This is a genomic window from Frankia gtarii (assembly GCF_025403375.1).
GTDB lineage: Bacteria > Actinomycetota > Actinomycetes > Frankiales > Frankiaceae > Frankia > Frankia gtarii.
Genome location: NZ_JAMPTM010000059.1, coordinates 1 through 20,732, shown reverse-complemented (window position 1 = coordinate 20,732; position 20,732 = coordinate 1). Strand labels below are relative to the sequence as shown.

The following is a 20,732-nucleotide window of genomic DNA, read 5'->3' as shown; positions in this document are numbered from 1 at the left end:
GGGAGTTCACCGACTCCCATGGGACGGCGCGTAACGTCCCGGTCGACCATGATGTATGGCTTGTGATGCGGCCATGGGTTGAAGGGCGGTGGTATCCGGTCGAGAGGATCAATCGGTAATCGGATAAAACGTGGAGGACCGCGCTCGGCGATCTGCATCTCAAGAACCTGGGCCGCTACGACCTCTATATTTACGATGCCAACGGCGCCGATTCAAGCTCGCTGCTGGCCTACAAGGATGCGGCCGCCGACGTCGGCATGTCCAGTCTGCCGCCGGATATGGACCTGCTCGACCACAAATCCGTCACCAGGATTCATTAGCCTCGGGCTTTCTGACTGGTGTCGCCATACGCCCGCCGAACCACGCCCTCGGCCGGCCAGCCTCCCGGCCGGGCCGCGTGACGGGTGAACCGAGCACGAAACGGGCCGACGGAGGCTCGACGGCGGGCCTGCGTCAAAGCGCCTGCCGTCGGCCCAGCCACCGTCGGGGTAACAGTCTGCGCGCATTCGTGCCAGGTCAGGCACATCCGTAGCCCACTTCGGCGTGGAAGTTAGCCGAATGTGCGCGCCTGTATGCGTAACCGGCGATGATGGGGGTGGAGCGCACGGATCACACTCGATGGGGCCGAACCGGCGGCCGGGCCGACGGGCGGCGCCTCGTCGCGGCACGCTCACCGGAGGCGGGTATGGGTTACTTCCCGACCATCAGACAGGCGCAGGAGACGGACCTCGCGGATCTCTCCGCGCTGGACGAAATGATCTTTGGCCATCTGGCGTATCCCTACTTTGTCCTGCGCCAGATCTTCGACGTTCACCATGGTGAGCTACTCGTGCTGGAACAGGCGGGCGGGCTGCGTGGGTACTCCATCGCGGTCCGTTCGACGACCCGCGGCCTGGCCTGGTTTCTGGGCCTGGGGGTGGAACCGGGAAGCCGGGGGCGCGGGTATGGCCGGCGCCTCGCCCGCGTCTCGCTGGACCGGCTACGCGCCCAGGGCCTCGACCGGGTCCGGCTCACCGTCGACGGCGACAACGCCGCCGCGGTGCGGCTCTACCGCGGGCTGGGCTTCGTCCGGCTCGGCGAGATCGCTGACTACCTCGGGCCCGGCGAGCCGCGCCAGCTTCTGGAGCTGGCGCTCAACCCCACCGCCCGAAAAGCTCACGCGGACTCCGCTTTCGGCGATCAACTCGATCACCAGGCCGCACTGTCTCAAAACAATGCGGGACCGCTGTCAGGCTAGCTGGACGACTAGCTGGACGACGGATCGCCTACCGGTAACCGCGGGGGTCGCGCTCGCAGCCCACCACACGGGTAGCGGCCATGGTTGCGATGTCGACCGGTCCTGGGCTCGCCGATTGTCTCCTGCGCAAGTAGGGACAATACGGATCGATCTCGGGTCGTGGTCGACATCGCGGGTCCCGGCGTGTCTGTCGCTGATCACTTCGGCCCGCGTGGGACTCTGTCCGGTCGGGAAATTGATGGGAAGCAAATTTGTCTCACATGTGTCTTGGGTTTGTCCGTGGCTGGTGCGGACTGGCCGGACTCTGGCCACCTATTCAGTATTAGGGCTTTTCATTGCCGGCTATTCTGATTCAATCATAGAGGTGCATCTCGTGTGTAAGTCGCAAAGAGACCGGGTTGACTCTCATCGCCGGCCCGATGCCCGGCCGGCCGATCCCGGGGGCGGCGAGGCGCCCGGCAGGCCGGCCGGCGTCGTCGCGCCGCCGCGTAACGCCGACTTCCCCTGGGACGAGTTCGATACGACCGCCTACCTTCGTCACAACTACCAGACCCTGCGTTCTGACGACCAGCAGATCCTCGAGCTGGTGCGGGACTTCTTCGCGGACTCGCTGCCGGTCGGCGGAGCCAAGGGGCTCGATCTGGGGTCGGGGCCGAACCTGTACCCGGCGTTGGCCATGTTGCCGCTGTGTGACGAGATCACTCTGTTCGAGCTGTCCAACAGCAACGTGGCCTGGTTGGAAGGTGAGGTTCCCAACTACCGGCACACCTGGGATCCCTTCTGGCAGTTGCTCTGCGAAAGGCCGCGCTACCGGGCGGTGGGCAATCCGCGTCAGGAGCTGGCCCGCCGCGCGTCGGTGGAGTCGGGTAGCGTGTTCGAGCTCCCCGAGGACAGGTGGGATGTCGGCACCATGTTCTTCGTCGCCGAGTCCATCTCGGAGTGTCCGGACGAGTTCGACGAGGCGCTGCGGCGGTTCGTCGGAGCGTTGCGGGCAGGCTCCCCCTTCGCGGCGGCATTCATGGAGAATTCGGCCGGCTACGATGTCGGCAGGCGCCGCTTTCCGGCGGTCGCCGTCACGGAGGACATCGTCCGGTCGATTCTCGAGGCGACGGCCAGCGACCTGCGGCTGGAGCGGATCGGCATCGAAGGCGACGCCCTGCGAGACGGCTACACCGGCATGATCGTCGCCTGCGGCCATGCGGGTATCGCATGAGTTGGGGCCGGTGGTCCCGTCGAACCCGGGGGTGAGATGTGCAGATTCGACCTCGACAGTCGCTCCTCGATCTGTGGCGTGCCACGGTCGCCTACTCCTATCGAGACGGGACGTGGACTCCCGACGGGCGGGCCGAGCCGAACTCGACGAGCGACGCCGAGCAACTGCTCTGCCTGATGTACCCGGCCTCCCAGGTCGCCGCCTTCAAACTTGACCGGCCGGATGAGACGGCCCGGGACATGCGGGAGGCGCTCGCCCAGTTCGGGGGCGCGGCGGATATCCCGCAAAAACTGATCACGGCGCTTCGTGACTACATGGAGCGGTACACGACCGGGTCCAACACCCCGGTCTTCGCGGGCGGCAGCTACCTGGAGCCGAGGGTGGAAGGCGAGCTGCTCATCCCGGAGCAGCAGCGGCTCGACATCGTCGACTCCTTCTCGATGTCCATCACCCTGTCGTTGGCCACGCTGGGTTTTCTCAAGGTGTTCGAGAAGGTCGTGCGGCGCCCGGCGGTCCGAGAGCAGATCAGCGAGCTGGAGAAGATGGCCAGCCGGCGGCTCACGGCCGCGATGATCGGCCTGCTGCGCAGCTTCACGGTGCACTCGTTCGCGCCGGACTCGCCCGCGGGCCGAGCGCTGTGCGAGCGGGTCAACCAACGCGGTCTGCCGCAGGAGAAGATCGTGGCTGAGCTGCACGAGGCGCTCGCCCGGGTTCGCGTGGGTCTCGCCGAGGTCACCGTCGGCTCCGGGGGCGCCGAGGCCCTCGAAAACGAGGAATACCTGTTCGAATGCGGCTGGTCGTGGGGCGTCGTCAAAGACGCGCCGAGGGTGAAGACGGGCGAGCCGTTGGAGCAGCCGGCCGGTGTCGCCGCCCGGCGGCCGTTCCTCTACTTCACGGTCGTCGCCCTCGACGGCATCCTCGACCTGTTCTCCGAACGGACCCGCATCCTCGACCTGCTGACCGAGGAACAGCAGGTGTTCATGCGATACCTGCAGATCCGCTGGGACCTGACCCAGCAGTACTGGTCCACCCTGGCCGGTTTCGGCGGGGAGCGCTGGGCGTTGGAAGACATCCCCTGGCGGACGACCGACGGGCGCGAGTCGGACTACTACAGCCTGCTCGTCACCTCGGTCACGGTCGAGGCGCTCGTCCAGCGCCGGGCCGGCGATCTCGATCTGGCCCGGGTTGCCCGGGTCCTGGACGAACTGTCGGCGCGGGGCCGGGTGACGAGGCGGGCGCTCGAGGACGACCCGGCGGTCGAGATGCATGTCCCGGGCGTGCGGCTGAACCTCTTCGGCGCCGAGGAGCTTCCCTCCGGCGAGATCGGCCCCGATGTCGTCTGGCCGGTGTCCGACTTTGCCACCGCGCTGCTGAAACGGACCATCCGCGTCGCCTCGCTCGCCCGCGGGACGGCGCTGCGGGACCAGCTGCTGCGCCTGTCTGACGAGATCTGGGCGCATCTGCATCGGCGGCGACTGACCAGCGGCCTCGCGCACGGGCTCTGGGACGACGCGAGCGCCGCCTTCCCTCAGGTCAAGTCGGGCGATCAGGCGCCCTCGTGGTACCTCACCGAGCGGGTGATGGAGTGCCTCGTGGTCGTGGCGAACATGATCAACGAGGATCCGCTGCGCAACGACCGCCTGAGGGAGACAGCGCAGGATCTCGCCATCGAAGCCGACCATCTCTACAGCCAGGAACTGTTGCGCGGCTCGACGGACGCAGCCGCCATGCGCAATGAGCTCGACCACCTGGGCCGGCGCCTCGATCGAGCCCGCGTCGTCGCCGGCAGCAAGCCCGGATCGTCGATCGCGATCCTGCTCGAAGTGCTGGGCGCGCTCGACAAGCTCGCCGCGGCCCGCCAGTCTCGGCAGGGCGATCCGGAATGATCCTGTTCGCCACCTCCGACAAGGGCGGCACCGGTCGGTCGGTGACAAGTTGCAACGTCGCGTTGCGCTGCGCGTTGCAGGGCCACGACGTCTGCTACCTCGATTTCGACTTCGGATCGCCGACCGCGGGCGCGATCTTTCACGTGGACTCCGCTGCCCGCGGCATCACCGGCGGCCGTGGCCTGCACAGCTACCTCGAGGGTTCCGTCTCCGCACCGGTCGAGCTCGATCTGTGGCGGCATATCGAACGGGCCGAGCTGCGGCCCCCGCCGGCGGGGGCCGCACGGCTGGTCCTGCTGCCCGGCGATGAAGGGGGCGGAGAGTTCCCGATCGACGACGAGATGATCGATCGGTGCCAGCGGCTCCTGCGCCGCCTGGCGGAGGAGTTCGAGCTCGTCATCGTTGATCTCAGCGCCGGGCGGTCCTACGCGCTGCAGCTCGCCCTCGAGGTCACCGCCCGGCCCGCCCTGCGGGCGGTGACCACCCGCTGGCTGGTGTTCCACCGGTGGACTCGGCAGCACATCATCGCGGCGGCCGGCCTCGCCTACGGCGATCACGGCATCGTGGCCACCGGGGTGGACAAGGGGCACGTCCGCGACCAGTTGGACGACTCGGTCCGGTTCGTCCGTACCGCGGTTCCCGCGCCGGAATCGTCCCAGTTCGCCGGCCTGCTGCCCACGCAGGCCGCGTGGTTGCAGGAGACCGACGCGGAGCTGCAGAAACTCGCCGCGCGGCGGCGGGTCGGGCGCAGCGTCCTGCTCGGCTCGGTGCCGCTGGATCCCGTCCTGCAGTGGCGTGAACAGCTCATCCTCGACAGCGACGTCCGGACGCTGCAGATCGCGAACAAGGAGACCAACGCGGCACTCGATGCCCTCGCCGAGGACGTCCTCAACGACGATTCCTGGGAAGGACTGTGACCGGCGTGGACGTCGTCTTCGCAGAGACGAGCGCCACCGATCGGACGGTGGAGATTCCCCTGTCCCACCTGTCGGTCGAACTCGGCCATCTGTACATGGAGGAGCTGGTCGACGGCAGCGTCGATCTGGCCACCTACTTCGGGCGAATCGCGTCGTGGACGGGCCCGGACCAGTTGGCGGACCTCGCCCGCGTGCCGCGGGCCCGGCTGCGGGCCAGCACCTGTGTCCTCGTGGACGACTACGCGGCCGCGCCGCTCGGGCCCGACGTCGTGGTGCCCCGGCTGATCGCGGCCGCCCGGTCCGCAGGCCTGACCATCGACTACATCGCGCGTGAATCGGGTTGCGCGGCGCCCCTGGGCGGCGTCGGTGCGCTGGCTGGGCTCCCACCGGCCGCGTCCCTCGCCGACCTGGTCGAAAGCCTGATCGTGGCCGACCCGGCGGCGGGCTTCAACGGCAGCCGTCCGCCCCCGCACGAGAACGGCTGGCTGTGTAACGGCGTCCGATCCCCGGCGGACGGGGCCCGGCAGGCAATGCGGGCACCCGTGGCCTGGCAGCCGCCGGTGGAGAACCGAGCGCACCGGCACTCCATCTTCCTCGACGTGGAGATCTGGCGGGAGCAGGCGCCCGGCCGGCTGTGGTCGTGCCCGTTCCTCGCCACCGTCTGGCAGCTCCTCCGGCTCGGCCAGCTGCGCGTCCTCGGCCAGCCCGCGGTGACCCAGGTCGACATCGACCCGGACGACCTGCCGACCACCTGGACGCAGTTTCCGACGATCGCCCGGTTACCGGGACGCGCGGCGCCGTTCGCCGCGTATCGCACCCTGTCCGTGCTCGACGGCCGCTTCGTCCCCGTCGAGCATGCTGTCCGGATGACCCTCGGTCAGGTCGCCGTCGACCCGACCGTGGCCGAACAGACCCTGCGCCGGGCCGGCCGGGAGAAGGTGCCGCTACCGGCCGAGCTGCCCGACCGGGTCGGCCATGTCTTCCTCGGCGGATGAGAGGGCGGGAAAGATGGGGGCCGAGGGCGGCGGTTGCGCCGAGGCGAAGGATGCCACGTCCGCCGGCGGTAGGTCGGATGTCCTCGTGGGGGAGGTGCGCACCGGCCTGCTCGCCAACTCCCGGGCACTCACGGAGCCGGAGGCCACGGCGGTTGTGGCACTGAGCCCCGGGTCTCAGGTGCGGGTCTCGGCGCGGCCCGTGCCGCACGCGGTCTCCCCCGGCCTGACCCTCGGGGTGCACTGCCCCGTCCCCAGTGCTTCCGGGACCCGCCGCGACGGCCTGGGCACGGTGCTGAGCCGAGCCTCGTTGACCAGCGGTCGGCTGGTGCAGGCGAGCACGCATGCCCGGATCGTTCTGGGCGGTCGAGGGTCGGTGATCGAGGGCCGCCGCCCCTGGGCCCACCATCTCGTCCACCCCGGGACGATCGAGGTGGTCGGCCGGCTGCCCGCCGATGATCTGGCCGATGGCTTCCTGCTGACCGCGACCGGCGATGGCCCCGGGGTCGTCCTCGACCTGGGGGCGGTCTGCGGACGGCTGCTCGACCAGGTGCAGGAAAGCCCGATTCTTGACCAAAAACTACCTTTTCGGGCACGGCGGACGCGGTTCAGATTCGTCCTCCTTCCCTGTCGTCATACCGCGGCCGGCGAGTCGTTCCATCATTCGAGTGCCGGCGATTCCGACACCACTTCTGGTTCCTCGCGGGCGCCAGGTCACGTCTGTCGCGTCGATTTCGTCGTCGCGGACGAAACCGTACGCACACTGCGTATGCACGGCTCCGGCCTGAGTCTTGTTGATGTCGTCGGATTATGCGAGGATTTTGCTCTTCACGATTGGCTTCTCACCACGGTCCAGCATGTTGTCGCGGGCAGCCGTGTCCGGGCGGGCGGAGGAGGTCGGTTGCCGTCGCAACTGAAGCCGGTAATAGATCATCTGCTGCATGTGTGGATGCCGGCAGCGCGGGTCGGCGAAGAGCTGCTGCCGGTGTGGGTAGGTCTCGAGCAGCGGGCCGGCTTCTCCCGCCAGTGGGAAAGCCTGGTCGGGTGGATCCGCGATCAGCTGTCCCTCTCGCTTCTCGCCGTTCTCGGCGACGGAGCCCGCTAGGTTCGGGGGAACCGTGAACGACCTAAACTCCGGTACGACGTCCGAGGTATTTCGCAAGTCAACAATCAGCGTCCTCACCGGCGGTCTCACCTGGGTGATCGCCAATCTGACGGGGCAGCAGAAGGAATGGGGGCTGCTGTTCTCCGCCTTCGTCGGCGCCGTCGTCCTCATGGTGCAGTTCCTCATTGAGTTCGAGCGGCGCATCAGGGAGACCCAAGATTCAATCGCGGAGCACCACGAGAGGATAGAAGAAACCGTGCAGCGCCGTTTCACCGAGATCGGTGAGATTGCGGAGCTGTTCAGCCTCGTGGAGACCTCGGCGGTGCGCACCGATGCCGTCGTCCAGTTTCTCCGCAACGCGGTCGCGATCGGAGAGTCGCCGGGGTTGCGTCACGAGTTCGCCCACGCGGAGATTCGTCGGATGTCCGATTTTCTGCGTGAACTGGAGAGCGGGAACGCGACCTATTTCGGCGAGGACCGGGACTGGTTGCTCGGCCTGACCCGGGAGGCCAGGCAATCCATCGACGCCATCAGCCTGCCCTCCGTCGACGGCGGCGTGCATGGCTTCGCGGACGGTTTCTGGGAGAGCGATCTCGGTCATCGCTACCTGGAATGCCAGCGCGAGGCGTCCGAACGCGGCGTCCGGATCCGACGCATCCTCGTGCTGGAACGGCAGAGCCTCACCGCCGAGGACAACCTGCACCGTCTGTGCTTCCATCAGGCCAGCCTCGGGATCGAGGTGCGCACGTTGCACCCGGCGTCGATTCCGCTGGGTGCCGGCCGCGGCATGCTCGACGTCATCGTCTTCGACGACGTCATCGGGTACGAGGTCACGCCCGGAGCCAATGCGGGTACCGCCCTGCCGCCGACGATCGTCAACACCCGGCTCGTGCTGCGAGCGGACGTCGTGCAGGCCCACCGGCTCCATTTCGGCGAGCTGTGGCAGGCGGCCGAACCCTTCGACCCGACCGCCCCGCGGGCCGCCTGAGCCGGTGCCCCGGTCCCGGTCCCGGTCCCGGTGGAGTCAGCGCTCGCGCGGGGGCAGGAAGCGATACATGACGTAAAGGTCGACGTTGCCGAGCCATGGGTGGCGGAACGCGGCGGGCAGCGTGCCGACCTGGCGGAACGCCAGCGAACGCCACAACGAGACCAGCCTCGGGTTGGCGGCGACAACGTGCACCTGCATCGCCTGGTACCCCAGATCGGTGGCGTATTCGATCATTTCCTCGGCGGCCTGGCGGCTCACGCTTTCCCAGTGACCGCCGGCACGCCCACGGGTGGGGGACGCGGTGCCACCGTAGGGCCCGTGGTCGTCGTACTGGCCGCTGCCGGCGCGCGGCCCTCCCTGGTCGATCCGTTTCGGGTCGACCAGCAACGTGGCCTGCACGACGTGGTCGCCAAGACCCGGCAGGCTCGGGGTCAGCAGCGCGGTCGCGACCACGGTCGTCGCGCCCAACCCCTCGTCCCGAGGGTCGTCCAGCCCCTCGTCGGATGCCGCGTCCTGCTCCATGACCAGCACCGCGGCTGGCGGCGGGCGCATCCAGACGGCTCGGGCGGTCTCCTCGCCGGTGTCCGGTTCCCAGGGGCAGGTCTCGCCCTCGATCACGACGGCTCGCCAGACCGGCCAGATCGTGTCCCAGTCCTCCGGGGACGCCCGCCGTGTGCGCACCTGTCCGATCCTGCCCGTTCGCGGCATCGTTCGGGTAACGGCGCTGCGACACAGACCCTCGCGGGCTGGCGTGAACGCGCCGAGACCTGACCGTGGACGACCGGCGCCGGGTGGGTCCGGGTGTGTCCGGCGCCGGGTGGGTCAGCCGCGGGGGATGTCCCGCCAGGGTTTCCCGGTGTCGACGCGGACGTCGCCGGGCAACCGAAGCACCCGCTCGCCCAGGACGTTGCGCAGGATCTGCGACGTCCCACCCTCGATCGTGTTCGCCCGCGCCCGCAGGAACCGGCGCTGCAAGGTGTCGGCGGGGTCGTCGTAGGAGTCGTAGAGGGTGCCCTCGGGGCCGAGCATGTCCATGCAGAAGTCATAGATCTTCTGGTTCAGCTCGGCGCCGACAAGCTTGCCGATGGACGCCTCCGGCCCAGGCGGCCCGGCGGTGCGGGCGACCCGGGCGCGCTCCCCGGTGAGCCGGTAGGCCTCGGCCTGCGTCCACAGGTCGGTCAGCCGCAGCCGCAGCGCCGGGCTGTGCAGGTCGGGCCGGTCCCGCCACAGCCCCAGCGCGTCGGCGATCGTGCCGGAGCCGCGGCCGAGGGCGGAGTCGCCGATCGCGGATCGCTCGTTCATCAGCGTCGTCATCGCCACGTTCCAGCCCTGGCCGATGTCGCCCAGGCGCTGGGTGTCCGGGATGCGCACGCCGGTCAGGTAGACCTCGTTGAACTCGGCCTGGCCGGTCGCCTGCCGCAGCGGCCGGACCTCGACGCCGGGGGCGTGCATGTCGACGATGAAGTACGTCAGACCGCGATGCTTGGGCAGATCCGGGTCGGTCCGGGCCAGCAGCAGCGCCCAGCTCGCCAGGTGCGCGAGGCTCGTCCACACCTTCTGGCCGTCGACGACCCACCCGTCGCCGTCGCGTACCGCGCGGGTCGACAGGCCGGCGAGGTCGGAGCCCGCACCCGGCTCGCTGAACAGCTGGGCCCACATCTGCTCGCCCGTGTACAGCGGGCGTAGCAGCTTCGCACGCAGCTCCTCATCGGCGTGACCGTGCAGGGTCGGGCCGGCCATCCCGACGCCGATCGGGTTGTTCAGGAACGGGTCGGGCCGCCCCCCGGCCGCCAGGATCGCGTCGGCAGCCGCCTGCAGCCCCGCGGGCAGCCCGAGGCCACCGAAACCGACGGGGAAGTGCACCCAGGCCAGGCCCGCGTCGTAGCAGGCGCCGAGGAACTCCGCCGTCGGCGTGGTGGCCGGGTCGATGCCGGCGAGCACCCCGCGGGCGGCCCGTTCGACGCTCCCCCGATCGTCGTCCTGCGAAGTCCCCGCCGCAACCAGGGCGTCGGCCGTGTCGGCGCTCATTGCCGTCTCCCGCCTGTCATCTGTCACGTCGTCCTGCCTGAAGCCGATGGTCCGTCCGCGTGCTTACGGTGCGCCGGCCTCGTCGAGGACGAGCTGGGCCAGCCGTTCCTGGTGCGCCTCGGCGCTGCCGAACAGGGCCGCGTCGGTGTAGGCCCGCTTGAGGTAGAGGTGCGCGGGATGCTCCCAGGTGAAGCCGATCCCGCCGTGCACCTGCACGGCCATCGCCGCGACCTGGGTGAAGGCCCTCGAGCAGACCGACTGCGCGAGGCTTGCCGCGATCCGCGGGTCGTCGGTGCCCTCGTCGAGCGCCCATGCCCCGTGGTAGGCCACCGAGCGAGCCTGTTCGACCAGCACCAGCATGTCGGCGCACAGGTGCTTGACCGCCTGGAACGACCCGATCGGCCGGCCGAACTGCAGCCGGGTCCTGGCGTACTCGACGGAGAGATCGAGCAGGTACTGGGCGGCGCCGACCTGCTCGGCGGCCAGCAGCACGGCGGCGGTCTCCGCGGTGGTGGCGAGAACGGCCGTGGCCTCCGGCGCCGCGGCGAGAAGCCGGGCCGGGACGTCGTTGAAGCTCACGGTCGCCTGCCGGCGGGTGAGGTCCATCGTCGGCGCGGACTCCCGAATCAGGCCGGCCGCGTCGGCGTTCACCGCGAACAGCCCGACCGCGCCATCGTCGTCGTCCGTGTCCGCGCCGCCGATCGTCGCGGCCACCAGCAGCAGGTCCGCCGCGGCACCGTCCAGCACGTACGGGACGGATCCGCGCAGCGTGTACCCGGTGGTCGCGGCGCCGTCCGGCGAGGTCGTGCCGTCCGGCGAGGCGGTTTGGCCCGCAGAGGCGGCGTGCTGGTGCGCGGTGGCGGTCACGGTGACGGCGGCCGGGTCGAACCCGCCCCGATGCAGCGGCGCCGCCAGAGCGGCGGACGTGCGGCCCTCGACGAGCCCCGGCAACAGCTCGGCCCGCGCCGCGGTGTCGTTCAGCGCGCCAAGGGCCGTGGCGCCGAGGATCACCGATCCGAGCAGCGGCCCGCACACGAGCGCTCGGCCGAGCTCCTCGATCACCACCGCCTGGGAGACCAGTCCGTCGCCGGCGCCGCCGTACTCCTCGTCCGCGGAGAGGCCGAGCACGCCGAGTTCCTCGCCGAGCCGGGACCACACGGCCGGATCGTGGCCGAGCGGCGACGCCATCAGTCGCCGGACCTCCTCCTGTGGGGAGGCCGCCGCAGCGAACGCACGCACCGTCCGGCGCAGCTCGACCTGTTCAGTGGACCAGGCGAACTCCGAGCTCATTGGCCCTCCTCGCGCGGGGCGGAAGCAGTGGGTGAGGTCACGCGGTGTGTTATCTGTCACCGACTCAAACAGGTGGCCCGGCTTTCAGTCAAACAAATGCAGTAGATGGTCGGATTTCGTGCGGTGGACCGTTGTCCTGCAGCGGCGGGTCGCCGGCGGCGGGCCACGGCGTGATCCGGATCTCGGTCATCGGGATGTTGCTGACCGTCGCCAAACGTGGGGGGGTTGCAGACTCGGGTGCGCCGACGAGGACCGGCTGCGGATGACCCGACTTGAGGGGTACTGGATGGCGCTGCATGGGAAGACGAGTGGGTCGCGGGCGGAGCAGACGGTCGAGGTGCGGCCGCGGCTGGTCCGACCGGGGGAGAACACGACCGTGCCGCGGTACCGGCTCCCGCGGGAGTCGATCTCGCCGGAGACCGCCTACCAGATCGTGCACGACGAGCTGATGCTCGACGGCAACGCCCGGCTGAACCTGGCCACCTTCGTCACGACCTGGATGGATCCGCAGGCCGACCGGTTGATGGCCGAGTGTGCCCCTAAGAACATGATCGACAAGGATGAGTATCCGCAGACGGCCGAGCTGGAGGAACGCTGCGTCAACATGCTCGCCGACCTGTGGCACGCCCCGGACGCCGAGCATGCCGTCGGCTGCTCGACCACCGGCTCGTCGGAGGCGTGCATGCTCGCCGGGCTGGCGCTGCTGCGCCGCTGGCGGGCCCGCCGGCGCGCGGCGGGTGCGCCAGCCGACCAGCCCAACATCGTCATGGGCGTCAACGTGCAGGTCTGCTGGGACAAGTTCGCCCGTTACTGGGATGTCGAGCCCCGGCTCGTGCCGATGGCGCCGGGCCGCACCCACCTGACCGCCGAGGAGGCCGTTGCCCGCTGTGACGAGAACACGATCGGCGTCGTGGCGATCCTCGGCTCGACGTTCGACGGCAGCTACGAGCCGGTTGCCGAGATCGCCGGCGCGCTCGACCGGCTGGCCGCCGAGGGCGGGCCGGACGTGGCGGTGCACGTCGACGCCGCGTCGGGCGGGTTCGTCGCCCCGTTCTGCGACCCCGAGCTGATCTGGGACTTCCAGCTCGACCGGGTGGTGTCGATCAACACCTCCGGGCACAAGTACGGGCTGGTCTATCCGGGGGTCGGCTGGGCGCTGTGGCGCAGCCGCGAACACCTGCCGGAAGAACTCGTGTTCCAGGTGGACTACCTGGGCGGGAAGATGCCGACGTTCGCGCTGAACTTCTCCCGCCCCGGCGCGCAGGTCGTCGCGCAGTACTACACGCTGCTCCAGCTGGGCTTCTCCGGCTACCGGCGAGTGGCCCAGGCATGCCGGGACAACGCCCGCTGGCTCGCCGACGAGGTGGCCCGGATCGGCCCGTTCGAACTGGTGTCGGACGGCAGCGGCATCCCCGCCTTCGCGTTCCGGCTGCGCGACGAGATCACCGACTACACCGTCTTCGACGTCTCCGAGCTGCTGCGCATCCGTGGCTGGCTGGTGCCCGCCTACCGGTTTCCGGCGGATCTGGCTGATCTCGCCGTGCTGCGGGTCGTCGTGCGGCACGAGTTCAGCCGTGACCTCGCCGAGATGCTCATCGCCGATCTGCGTCGGGTTGTGGACAGGCTGTCCGGCGCTGGGCGGCGTCTCCCGCCGCCTCCGCCGGACAGCGAGGCGTCCTTCCACCACTGACTCCGCCCTGCCTGTCCACCGGGACCGGCGTCGCCGGGGGCCGCCGCCGGGTTGTCAGGGGGCGGTGGTGAGGACGGGGCGCAGGGCGTCGAGGACGGTGGCGTCCTCGATGGTCGGGGGAACGGCGGGGGAGCGGCCGTCGGCGATCTCGCGCATCGTCCGGCGCAGGATCTTGCCGGAGCGGGTCTTGGGTAGGGCTGCCACCACGTCGACCCGTTGGAACGCCGCGACCGGTCCGATCTCCGCGCGGACCCTGGCGACCAGCTCCGCGGCGAGCGCGTCCGGCCCGATCTCGACGCCGGTCTTCACCACCACCAGCCCGCGCGGCACCTGGCCCTTCAACGCGTCCGCGACGCCGACGACGGCGCACTCGGCCACGGCCGGGTGCGCGGCGAGAACGGCCTCCATCGACCCGGTGGACAGCCGGTGCCCGGCCACGTTGATCACGTCGTCGGTGCGGCCCAGCACGAACAGGTACCCGTCATCGTCGAGGTAGCCGCCGTCGCCGGTCAGGTAGTACCCGTCGAAGGCGGACAGGTAGGACGCGACGAACCGGTCGTCGTCCTCCCACAGGGTCGGCAGGTTGCCCGGCGGCAACGGCAGGCGCAGGCAGATCGCACCCTCCGTGCCGGCGGGGACGGGCTGGCCCGCCGGGTCCAGCACCCGCACGTCGTAGCCCGGCATCGGCACGGTCGGGGAGCCCGCGCGGGTGGGGAGCGGTTCCAGGCCGATCGGGTTTGCGCAGATGGGCCAGCCCGTCTCCGTCTGCCAGTAGTTGTCGATCACCGGGATGCCCAGGGCGGCGACGGCCCAGTCGTAGGTGGCCGGGTCGAGTCGTTCGCCGGCGAGGAACAGCGCGCGTAGCGACGAGCGGTCATACCCGCGCAGCAGGGCGCCCGCCGGGTCCTCCTTCTTGATCGCCCGGATCGCGGTCGGCGCGGTGAACAGCACGTTCACCCCATGCTCGGCGACCACCCGCCAGAAGGCGCCGGCGTCCGGCGTGCCCACCGGCTTGCCCTCGTAGAGCACGGTCGCCGCGCCGGCGAGCAGCGGGGCGTAGACCGCGTATGAGTGCCCGACCGCCCAGCCCACGTCGGAGGCCGCCCACATGACGTCCCCCGCCCTGATCCCGAAGACGTTGCCCATCGACCAGGCAAGGGCGACGGCGTGCCCACCGTTGTCACGCACGATCCCCTTCGGCCGGCCGGTGGTGCCGGACGTGTAGAGGATGTAAAGCGGGTCGGTGGCCGCGACCGGCACCGGCGGGCGCGGGGCGGCCGCGGCCAGCGCCGCGTCCCAGTCGTGGTCGCGGCCGGCGATCATCGAACAGCGCTGCCGGTCGCGCTGGACGATGAGGGTCGCGGTGGGAGCGTGGGCGGCCAGCGTGATCGCCTCGTCGAGGATCGGCTTGTACGGCACCAGCCGCGTCGGCTCGATCCCGCAGGACGCGCTGACGACGACCTTCGCCTGGGCGTCGTCCATCCGGGCGGCGAGCTCGGCGGCGGCGAACCCGCCGAACACCACGGAGTGCACCGCGCCGAGACGGGCGCAGGCGAGCATGCTCACCACCGCCGCGGGGATCATCGGCAGGTAGATGATGACCCGGTCACCGCGGCCCACCCCGAGCGCGGCCAGCGCCCCGGCGGCCCGCGCCACCTCGTCGGTCAGCTCGGCGAAGGTGAAGCGGCGGACCGTCTCGGTGACCGGCGAGTCGTAGATCAGCGCGAGCTCGTCGCCCCGGCCCGCGGCGACGTGCCGGTCGAGGGCGTTGGCGCAGGTGTTGAGCTCGGCGTCGGGGAACCAGCGGGTGAACGGCGCCCTGGCGGCGTCGAGTATCCGCCGCGGCGGCCGGGTCCAGTCGAGTGCCTGCGCGGCGTCCGCCCAGAACCCCTCGGGATCCTTCGTGGCCCGTTCGTACTCCCGTTGGTATGCGCCCATGGCCGTCATCCTCCCGCCCCCGGCGACCACCGGAGCGAATTCCGGCACTCCTCATCGCCATCGCGCGGCACCACCGGGGGTATCGGCGTGGCCTGGCCTTCCGCCGCCGATCACGACTTCGGCCCGGCTCACGGTGTTACGTTTTCGCGCCAAAGCGAATCGACGTGGGGAGATGCAGTCATGACCAGACCGTTGGATGGCGTCAGGGTCCTCGACTTCTCCGAGCATGGCTTCGTGCCGTCGGCGGCCGCGGCGCTGGGCGACTTCGGCGCCGACGTGGTCAAGATCGAGCGGCTGGCCGGCGACGCCATGCGCAGGATCATCGCCAGCGGCATGGTGGCCACGAAGGACGGCTACGACTTCCAGTTCGAGCTGTTCAACCGCAACAAGCGCGGCATCGCGTTAGACGTCGAGCAGCCCGCGGGCCGCGAGATCTTCGAGAAGCTCGTGCGCTGGGCCGAGGTGTACATCACCAACCAGCTGCCCCGCGTCCGCCGCAAGCTGCGCACGGAACCGTCCGACATCTTCGCGCTCAACCCGACCATCGTGTATGCGCGTGGGCACGGTCAGGGGCAGCGCGGGCCCGACGCGGAGGCCGGCGGGTTCGACGGGGTCTCGTACTGGGCGCGCGGCGGCGTGGCCCACGTCCTGACCGACGCGGACGCGGCGCGCCCGACCAAGCAGCGCCCCGCCCTCGGCGACGGCCCCAGCGGAATGTTCCTCGCCGGCGGGATCTGCGCCGGGCTCGTCCACGTGGGGCGGACCGGCAAGGGCATCGTGGTCGACACCTCCCTGCTCGGCTCGGCGGCGTGGACGCTCGGGCCCGACCTGGCCTACACCACCCTGGCCGGCGGGCAGATGCCGATGGCGGCCGACGAGCAGATTTCGCCGCTGGTGCGCCAGTACCGGACCGTCGACGGCCGGTGGGTGTCCCTGATGATGATCGATGAGGGGCGTTACTGGGAGCAGGCCTGCCGGGCGCTCGGGCTGGACGATCTCATCGCCCGCTTCCCCGACCCGGCCTCGCGCAGGGCCGGCTGGCCGGTGATCCACGAGCGGATCAACGCGGTCATCACCACGCTCGGCCACACCGAGCTGGACGCGAAGCTGCGCGCCCAGGGCTGCATCTTCTCGTTCTTCGCGACCCCGACGGAGGTCGTCGCCGACCCGGCGGTCGTCGAGAACGGCTATCTCATGGCGCACCCCGAGCATCCCGACGTCCGCCTCGCGGCCGCTCCGGTGCAGTTCGACGACGAGCTGCCGTCGGCCCGGCGCCCCGGACCGGCCCTGGGCCAGCACTCCCGCGAGGTCCTCACCGAGCTCGGCTACGGCGAGACGGAGATCCTCCGCCTGCTCGACGACAAGGTCATCGCCGGATCCTGAGCGCCGGGACCATCGGGACCATCCGGAGGCGCAGCGCCGCGGGGCCGCGGATCGACCTGACCCGGCGAAGGACTGAGGCCATGGGATGGGTCAGCGCCGGGATGCGGCGATCGAGGGTGGGTAGGCCCTGGTCACGGGCGTTTCGCGCGGCGCGCTGCCAGGTCGGCGGCCCGTCGCGGGTCTGGGCTGTATTCCTGCTATGGCCTGCGGACGGCGTCCCGCCAGGCGGCGAGGAAAAACTGTCGGTGGCGGGGTCCAGGGTGATGGCACGGTCCGCAGCACAGTGGACCCGCAGCATCGATTGGAGCACCATGCCCACGCGAGACAACATCCCCGCCGGCGCCCCCTGTTGGGTCGACCTGATGACCTCCGACGCCGACGGCGCCAAGGCGTTCTACGGCGAGTTGTTCGGCTGGGCGGCCGAGGAGTCCGCCCCGGAGTTCGGCGGGTACACCAACCTCACGAGGGACGGTGTCCGGATCGGCGGCCTGATGCCCAAGCAGCCGGGGATGGACGTACCCGACGGCTGGTCGGTGTACCTGTCGACGCCGGACGCGGAGAAGACCGTCGCCGCCGCGACCGAGCATGACGGAGGGGTGATCGTGCCGCCGATGGCGGTGGCCGACCTCGGCGTCATGGCCGTGGTGACCGACCCGGGCGGTGCGGCCATCGGCCTGTGGCAGCCGGGCCTGCACACCGGCTTCGGCGTCGTCGCCGAGCCGGGCGCACCGGCCTGGTTCGAGGTGCTGACCCGGGACTACGCCGCCGCGATCCCGTTCTACCGTGACGTCTTCGGCTGGGACGTCCACACCGTCGCCGACACCCCGGACTTCCGTTACTCGACCTATGGGGAGGGCGACGCCGCCCAAGCTGGGATTATGGACGCGAGCGGGTTCCTGCCGGACGGCGTGCCGTCGCACTGGTCGGTGTACTTCGCCACGGCGGACACGGACGCGACGCTGGAGCGGGCCGCCGCGCTCGGCGGCTCGGCCATCCTGCCGGCCGGGGACACCCCGTACGGCCGCCTCGCCGCGGCCGCCGACCCCACCGGCGCCGTGTTCAAGCTGGTCGGGCCGAGCGTCTCCACGCCCGCCGCAAGCTGAGGCACGCCGCAAGCTGAGGCCCGCCGGGGCCGGCGTCCCGAGGCCGGCTGGTTCAGGCGGCGGCCGGTTCGGCGCGCAGCAGTTCGGCGAGGACCGACCCGGCGTGGTGGATGCCCGGGTCGTCAACGTCAAGATGGGTGACGATCCGCAGGGTGGTCGGGCTGATCGCACCGATCAGCACGCCCTGCTCGGCGGCGCGGCGAGCGAACCCCCCGGCGTCGGCGACCTCGACGAGCACCATGTTGGTCTCGACCTGCTTGGGGTCGACGCGGCCGGGCGCGGCGTCAGCGAGCAGCGCGGCGAGCTCGGCCGCCCGCCGGTGGTCCTCGGCGAGGCGTTCGACGTGGTGGTGCAGCGCGTGCAGGCCCGCCGCGGCCAGCACCCCGGCCTGGCGCATCGCCCCGCCGAGCCGTCGGCGCCACTGCCGAACCTCGCCGACCCGGCCGGCGTCGCAGATCACCAGCGATCCGACCGGTGCGCCGAGCCCCTTGGACAGGCAGACCGACAGGGTCGTGAACGGTTCCGCGAGCCGGCGCGGTTCGACGGCGCCGGCGACGGCCGCGTTCCACAGCCGGGCGCCGTCGCAGTGCAGCGCGACCCCGGCGGTGGCGGCGAGGTCGCGGAACTGGTCCAGCCGGGCCGGTGACCAGACCCGCCCGCCGGCCCGGGCGGCGGTGTTCTCCACGGCCAGCACGCTGGTGCGGACCATGTTGTAGTTGCCGCCGATGCTGTGCGAGCGGATCGCCGCGGCGACGTCCGCCAGCTCCGCGGTGTCCGCGAGCCCGGGGATCGTCCGGGTCTGAATCCCGCCGAGTGCGGCCAGACCACCCATCTCGTAGGTCACGATGTGGGCCTCGGTGTCGGCGATGATCTCGGTGCCGACGGCCGCACTGGCGCGTAGGGCGACGAAGTTGCCCATGGTCCCGCTCGGGACGAACACGGCCTCCTCGTGGCCGAGCAGGTCCGCGGCGTACTCCTCCAGGGCCCGCACCGACGGGTCCTCGCCGTAGTGGTCGTCACCGACCTCCGCTTCCGCCATCGCCCGGCGCATCGCCGCGGTCGGGCGGGTCACCGTGTCGCTGCGCAGGTCGACCGGCCCGACCGGCCCGGCGGCCGGTCGACGTGTCGACCGCGAGGCCGGCGTGGCGATCTGGGCGCCGGTGGCCGCCGCGTCGTCCGTGGGGGCGCCGTCACGGGAAGCGTCGATGGTCATGGTTGGCGATGGTAGTGGCTCATATCCACCCCGCCGGCCGGCTCGACTACCTCAGTGACCTCGGCCTGCGCCCCAGGCGACGCTTACCGGCGGTGACACCCGTGCTCTGGCGGATGTCAGGTCGCGCCGGGGGTGAGGGTCTGCGCCAGGCGGGAGAAGCCGTCGGCGCCACCGCGGCCCTCATGCAGACCCTGCTCGACCCCACCAGCGAGCTGCACGCCGCCTGCGAGGCGATGCGCATCGCCGGTGGTGACCTGCTCCGCGGTGCCCAGCAGGCCGGGCAGATCCGGTCCGATGTCACCGTCCTCGAACTGTTCAGCCTGGTCAGCGGGCTGTCCTGGGCCCACGAGCAGACGGCCGCCGCTATGCCTGGCAGCCTCGCCCCCCGACCGCCTGCTCCAGCTCGCCGTCGAGGGGCTGGTTCCCCGTGTCGTGGAGTCCGGCGTCGAGCGGTAGGCGGCCGATCAGCCGCCGAACAGACCGGCCGAGTCCACGGTCCGGTAGCCGATCGCCCTGGTGCCCTTGACCGTGGCGACGACCGAGCCCGTCGAGCACAGCGCCTTCAGGTTCGGGATCGCGGTCCCGTCGCAGGTGAATGTCAGACCGTCGCCGGCCGGCAGGACCACGTCCTTGGCGGCCTTCAGCGTGCTGGTCACGGAGGAGGGGGTGATGTCGCCGGTGATGCCCTTGAGCGCGCGGACGAGGCCCAGCAGGTTCTGGTAGCCGGTCACCGCGTAGCCGTCGAGGGCCGTCTTCGGTGCGTACCTGCCCATCACCGTCCGGTAGAGCTTTGCCTCGGCGTCGTCGCTGTCGGTGTCGCCCGGGGTGAACAGCGTCGCCCCGTCCAGCGCGCCGGGCGCGGCGTCCTCGACGGTTTTCGACAGGCATGGCTGGATGACGAACCTCGGCTGGGTGGCGTTGACCGCGACCAGGCTCTTGAGCACCGAGGTGCAGAAGGTCCCCTCGCCCACGAGGATCACCGCGTCCGGCTTCTTGGTGATCGCGGAGGTGACCTGGGACGTGGCATCCGGCGTGCCGAGCGGGATCGGGACGATGTCGAGGCCGACGCCGGCCTTGGCGAACACCGGCTTGCCCAGGGCGTTCGCGCCGGCGGTCACGGCGGGGGCGTCGGTGACGAACAGGGAGACGCTCTTGTAACCCTTGTCCTTGGCGGTCTGCGCCATGACGCCGAGCGTCGCGGGGAAGCCGCCGGTCCAGGAGAAGGCGCCGTCGGTGACGAACTCGGCGCCGCTGGCCGCCACGCCCGTGGTGTAGGGGATCTTGGCGCCGGTGATGATCGGGACCATCGAGTCGGCGAAGGCCGTGGTGCCGATGTTCACGGCGGTGACCTTCTGTTCGACCATCTGGTTGGCGCAGGTGCGGGCGGAGGCCGCGTCCTCCTGCGACTTGCAGACGACGAGCTGGATGGGCCGCCCGCCGATGCCGCCGAGGTGGTCGTTGGCGTAGGCGGCGGCAGCCTGGGCGCCCTCGCGGACCTCGGGCAGGGAGATCGCGCTGCCGCCCTCCGCGGTGATGAAACCGATCTTCACCGGCGCGCCGGTCGCCTTCGTGCCGGGGGGGAGCGTCACGGTCGAGCCGGTGGGCGGGGTCGCCGCAGCGCCTGCGCCGCCACCCCCGTCACCCCCGTCACTGCCGCACGCGGCCGGTAACAGGCCCAGGCCGACGGCCAGGAGCGCCGCTCCCAGCCTCGCCCGGCGCGGACTCCTTCCCCACACACCCGTGCTGCCC

16 protein-coding genes and 1 pseudogene are annotated in these 20,732 nt (G+C 70.8%); 11 read left to right on the top strand and 6 right to left on the bottom strand.

Going from position 1 to position 20,732, the window contains the following annotated elements; translation table 11 throughout:
* The first annotated feature begins 685 nt into the window (after window positions 1-685).
* The 7 genes from NBZ83_RS11520 to NBZ83_RS11490 all read left to right on the top strand — a co-directional run bounded on the left by NBZ83_RS11520 (window position 686) and on the right by NBZ83_RS11490 (window position 8,338).
* Window positions 686-1,237 carry a GNAT family N-acetyltransferase gene (locus NBZ83_RS11520; protein WP_261564576.1) on the top strand — a complete coding sequence of 184 codons (552 nt, stop codon included), beginning with the start codon at window positions 686-688 and terminating at the stop codon, window positions 1,235-1,237.
* 373 nt (window positions 1,238-1,610) lie between these two features.
* The gene (locus tag NBZ83_RS11515) at window positions 1,611-2,450 is read left to right on the top strand and encodes an SCO2525 family SAM-dependent methyltransferase (protein WP_261564575.1); all 840 of its coding nucleotides are present in this window, start codon (window positions 1,611-1,613) and stop codon (window positions 2,448-2,450) included.
* A gap of 38 nt (window positions 2,451-2,488) precedes the next feature.
* On the top strand, window positions 2,489-4,336 hold the full coding sequence (locus NBZ83_RS11510; protein WP_261564574.1) for an SCO2524 family protein: 1,848 nt from the start codon (window positions 2,489-2,491) through the stop codon (window positions 4,334-4,336).
* Window positions 4,333-5,253: an SCO2523 family variant P-loop protein gene (locus NBZ83_RS11505; protein WP_261564572.1), complete on the top strand. Its 921-nt coding sequence runs from the start codon at window positions 4,333-4,335 to the stop codon at window positions 5,251-5,253. Before NBZ83_RS11510 ends, NBZ83_RS11505 begins: the two co-directional genes overlap by 4 nt.
* A complete protein-coding gene (locus NBZ83_RS11500; protein ID WP_261564571.1) occupies window positions 5,250-6,248 on the top strand; it encodes an SCO2522 family protein in 999 nt (332 codons plus the stop codon). The genes NBZ83_RS11505 and NBZ83_RS11500 overlap by 4 nt, the downstream gene beginning before the upstream one ends.
* Window positions 6,249-6,261: 13 nt before the next feature.
* Window positions 6,262-7,350, top strand: coding sequence for an SCO2521 family protein (locus NBZ83_RS11495; RefSeq protein ID WP_261564570.1), 1,089 nt, complete (start codon window positions 6,262-6,264; stop codon window positions 7,348-7,350).
* Window positions 7,351-7,363: 13 nt separating this feature from the next.
* On the top strand, window positions 7,364-8,338 hold the full coding sequence (locus NBZ83_RS11490) for a hypothetical protein (protein ID WP_261564569.1): 975 nt from the start codon (window positions 7,364-7,366) through the stop codon (window positions 8,336-8,338).
* Between the two features lie 36 nt (window positions 8,339-8,374).
* Here the strand turns inward: NBZ83_RS11490 and NBZ83_RS11485 are convergent, their stop codons facing one another.
* From NBZ83_RS11485 to NBZ83_RS11475, 3 genes are all read right to left on the bottom strand, one after another.
* On the bottom strand, window positions 8,375-9,019 hold the full coding sequence (locus NBZ83_RS11485) for a GNAT family N-acetyltransferase (protein WP_261564567.1): 645 nt from the start codon (window positions 9,017-9,019) through the stop codon (window positions 8,375-8,377).
* Window positions 9,020-9,160: 141 nt separating this feature from the next.
* Window positions 9,161-10,366, bottom strand: a complete 1,206-nt coding sequence (locus NBZ83_RS11480) for an acyl-CoA dehydrogenase family protein (protein WP_261564566.1) — start codon at window positions 10,364-10,366, stop codon at window positions 9,161-9,163.
* A gap of 63 nt (window positions 10,367-10,429) precedes the next feature.
* Complete coding sequence (locus NBZ83_RS11475; protein WP_261564564.1) at window positions 10,430-11,656, bottom strand: acyl-CoA dehydrogenase family protein; 1,227 nt, start codon at window positions 11,654-11,656, stop codon at window positions 10,430-10,432.
* A gap of 286 nt (window positions 11,657-11,942) precedes the next feature.
* Here NBZ83_RS11475 and gad point away from each other — a divergent pair, with 286 nt between their 5' ends.
* Window positions 11,943-13,346 carry a glutamate decarboxylase gene (gad, locus tag NBZ83_RS11470; RefSeq protein ID WP_261564599.1) on the top strand — a complete coding sequence of 468 codons (1,404 nt, stop codon included), beginning with the start codon at window positions 11,943-11,945 and terminating at the stop codon, window positions 13,344-13,346.
* 54 nt (window positions 13,347-13,400) lie between these two features.
* Here the strand turns inward: gad and NBZ83_RS11465 are convergent, their stop codons facing one another.
* Window positions 13,401-15,284 (bottom strand): AMP-binding protein, encoded by a 1,884-nt coding sequence (locus NBZ83_RS11465; protein WP_261574931.1) that lies wholly within the window; start codon window positions 15,282-15,284, stop codon window positions 13,401-13,403.
* Between the two features lie 180 nt (window positions 15,285-15,464).
* On the opposite strand from NBZ83_RS11465, the gene NBZ83_RS11460 reads away from it, so the two are divergent.
* Both NBZ83_RS11460 and NBZ83_RS11455 read left to right on the top strand, forming a co-directional pair.
* Window positions 15,465-16,667, top strand: coding sequence for a CaiB/BaiF CoA transferase family protein (locus NBZ83_RS11460; protein ID WP_261574930.1), 1,203 nt, complete (start codon window positions 15,465-15,467; stop codon window positions 16,665-16,667).
* A gap of 311 nt (window positions 16,668-16,978) precedes the next feature.
* Window positions 16,979-17,770, top strand: a complete 792-nt coding sequence (locus NBZ83_RS11455; protein WP_261564560.1) for a VOC family protein — start codon at window positions 16,979-16,981, stop codon at window positions 17,768-17,770.
* Window positions 17,771-17,822: 52 nt separating this feature from the next.
* Here NBZ83_RS11455 and NBZ83_RS11450 read toward each other — a convergent pair whose 3' ends face one another.
* Window positions 17,823-18,983 (bottom strand): GntG family PLP-dependent aldolase, encoded by a 1,161-nt coding sequence (locus NBZ83_RS11450; protein ID WP_261574929.1) that lies wholly within the window; start codon window positions 18,981-18,983, stop codon window positions 17,823-17,825.
* Between the two features lie 8 nt (window positions 18,984-18,991).
* Here NBZ83_RS11450 and NBZ83_RS33775 point away from each other — a divergent pair.
* Window positions 18,992-19,282 (top strand): annotated as a pseudogene (locus NBZ83_RS33775) (SbtR family transcriptional regulator); the annotation flags it as partial.
* Between the two features lie 165 nt (window positions 19,283-19,447).
* On the opposite strand, the gene NBZ83_RS11440 reads toward NBZ83_RS33775, so the two are convergent.
* Window positions 19,448-20,732: ABC transporter substrate-binding protein (locus NBZ83_RS11440; protein ID WP_261574927.1), on the bottom strand; the 1,285-nt coding region annotated here is incomplete at its 5' end.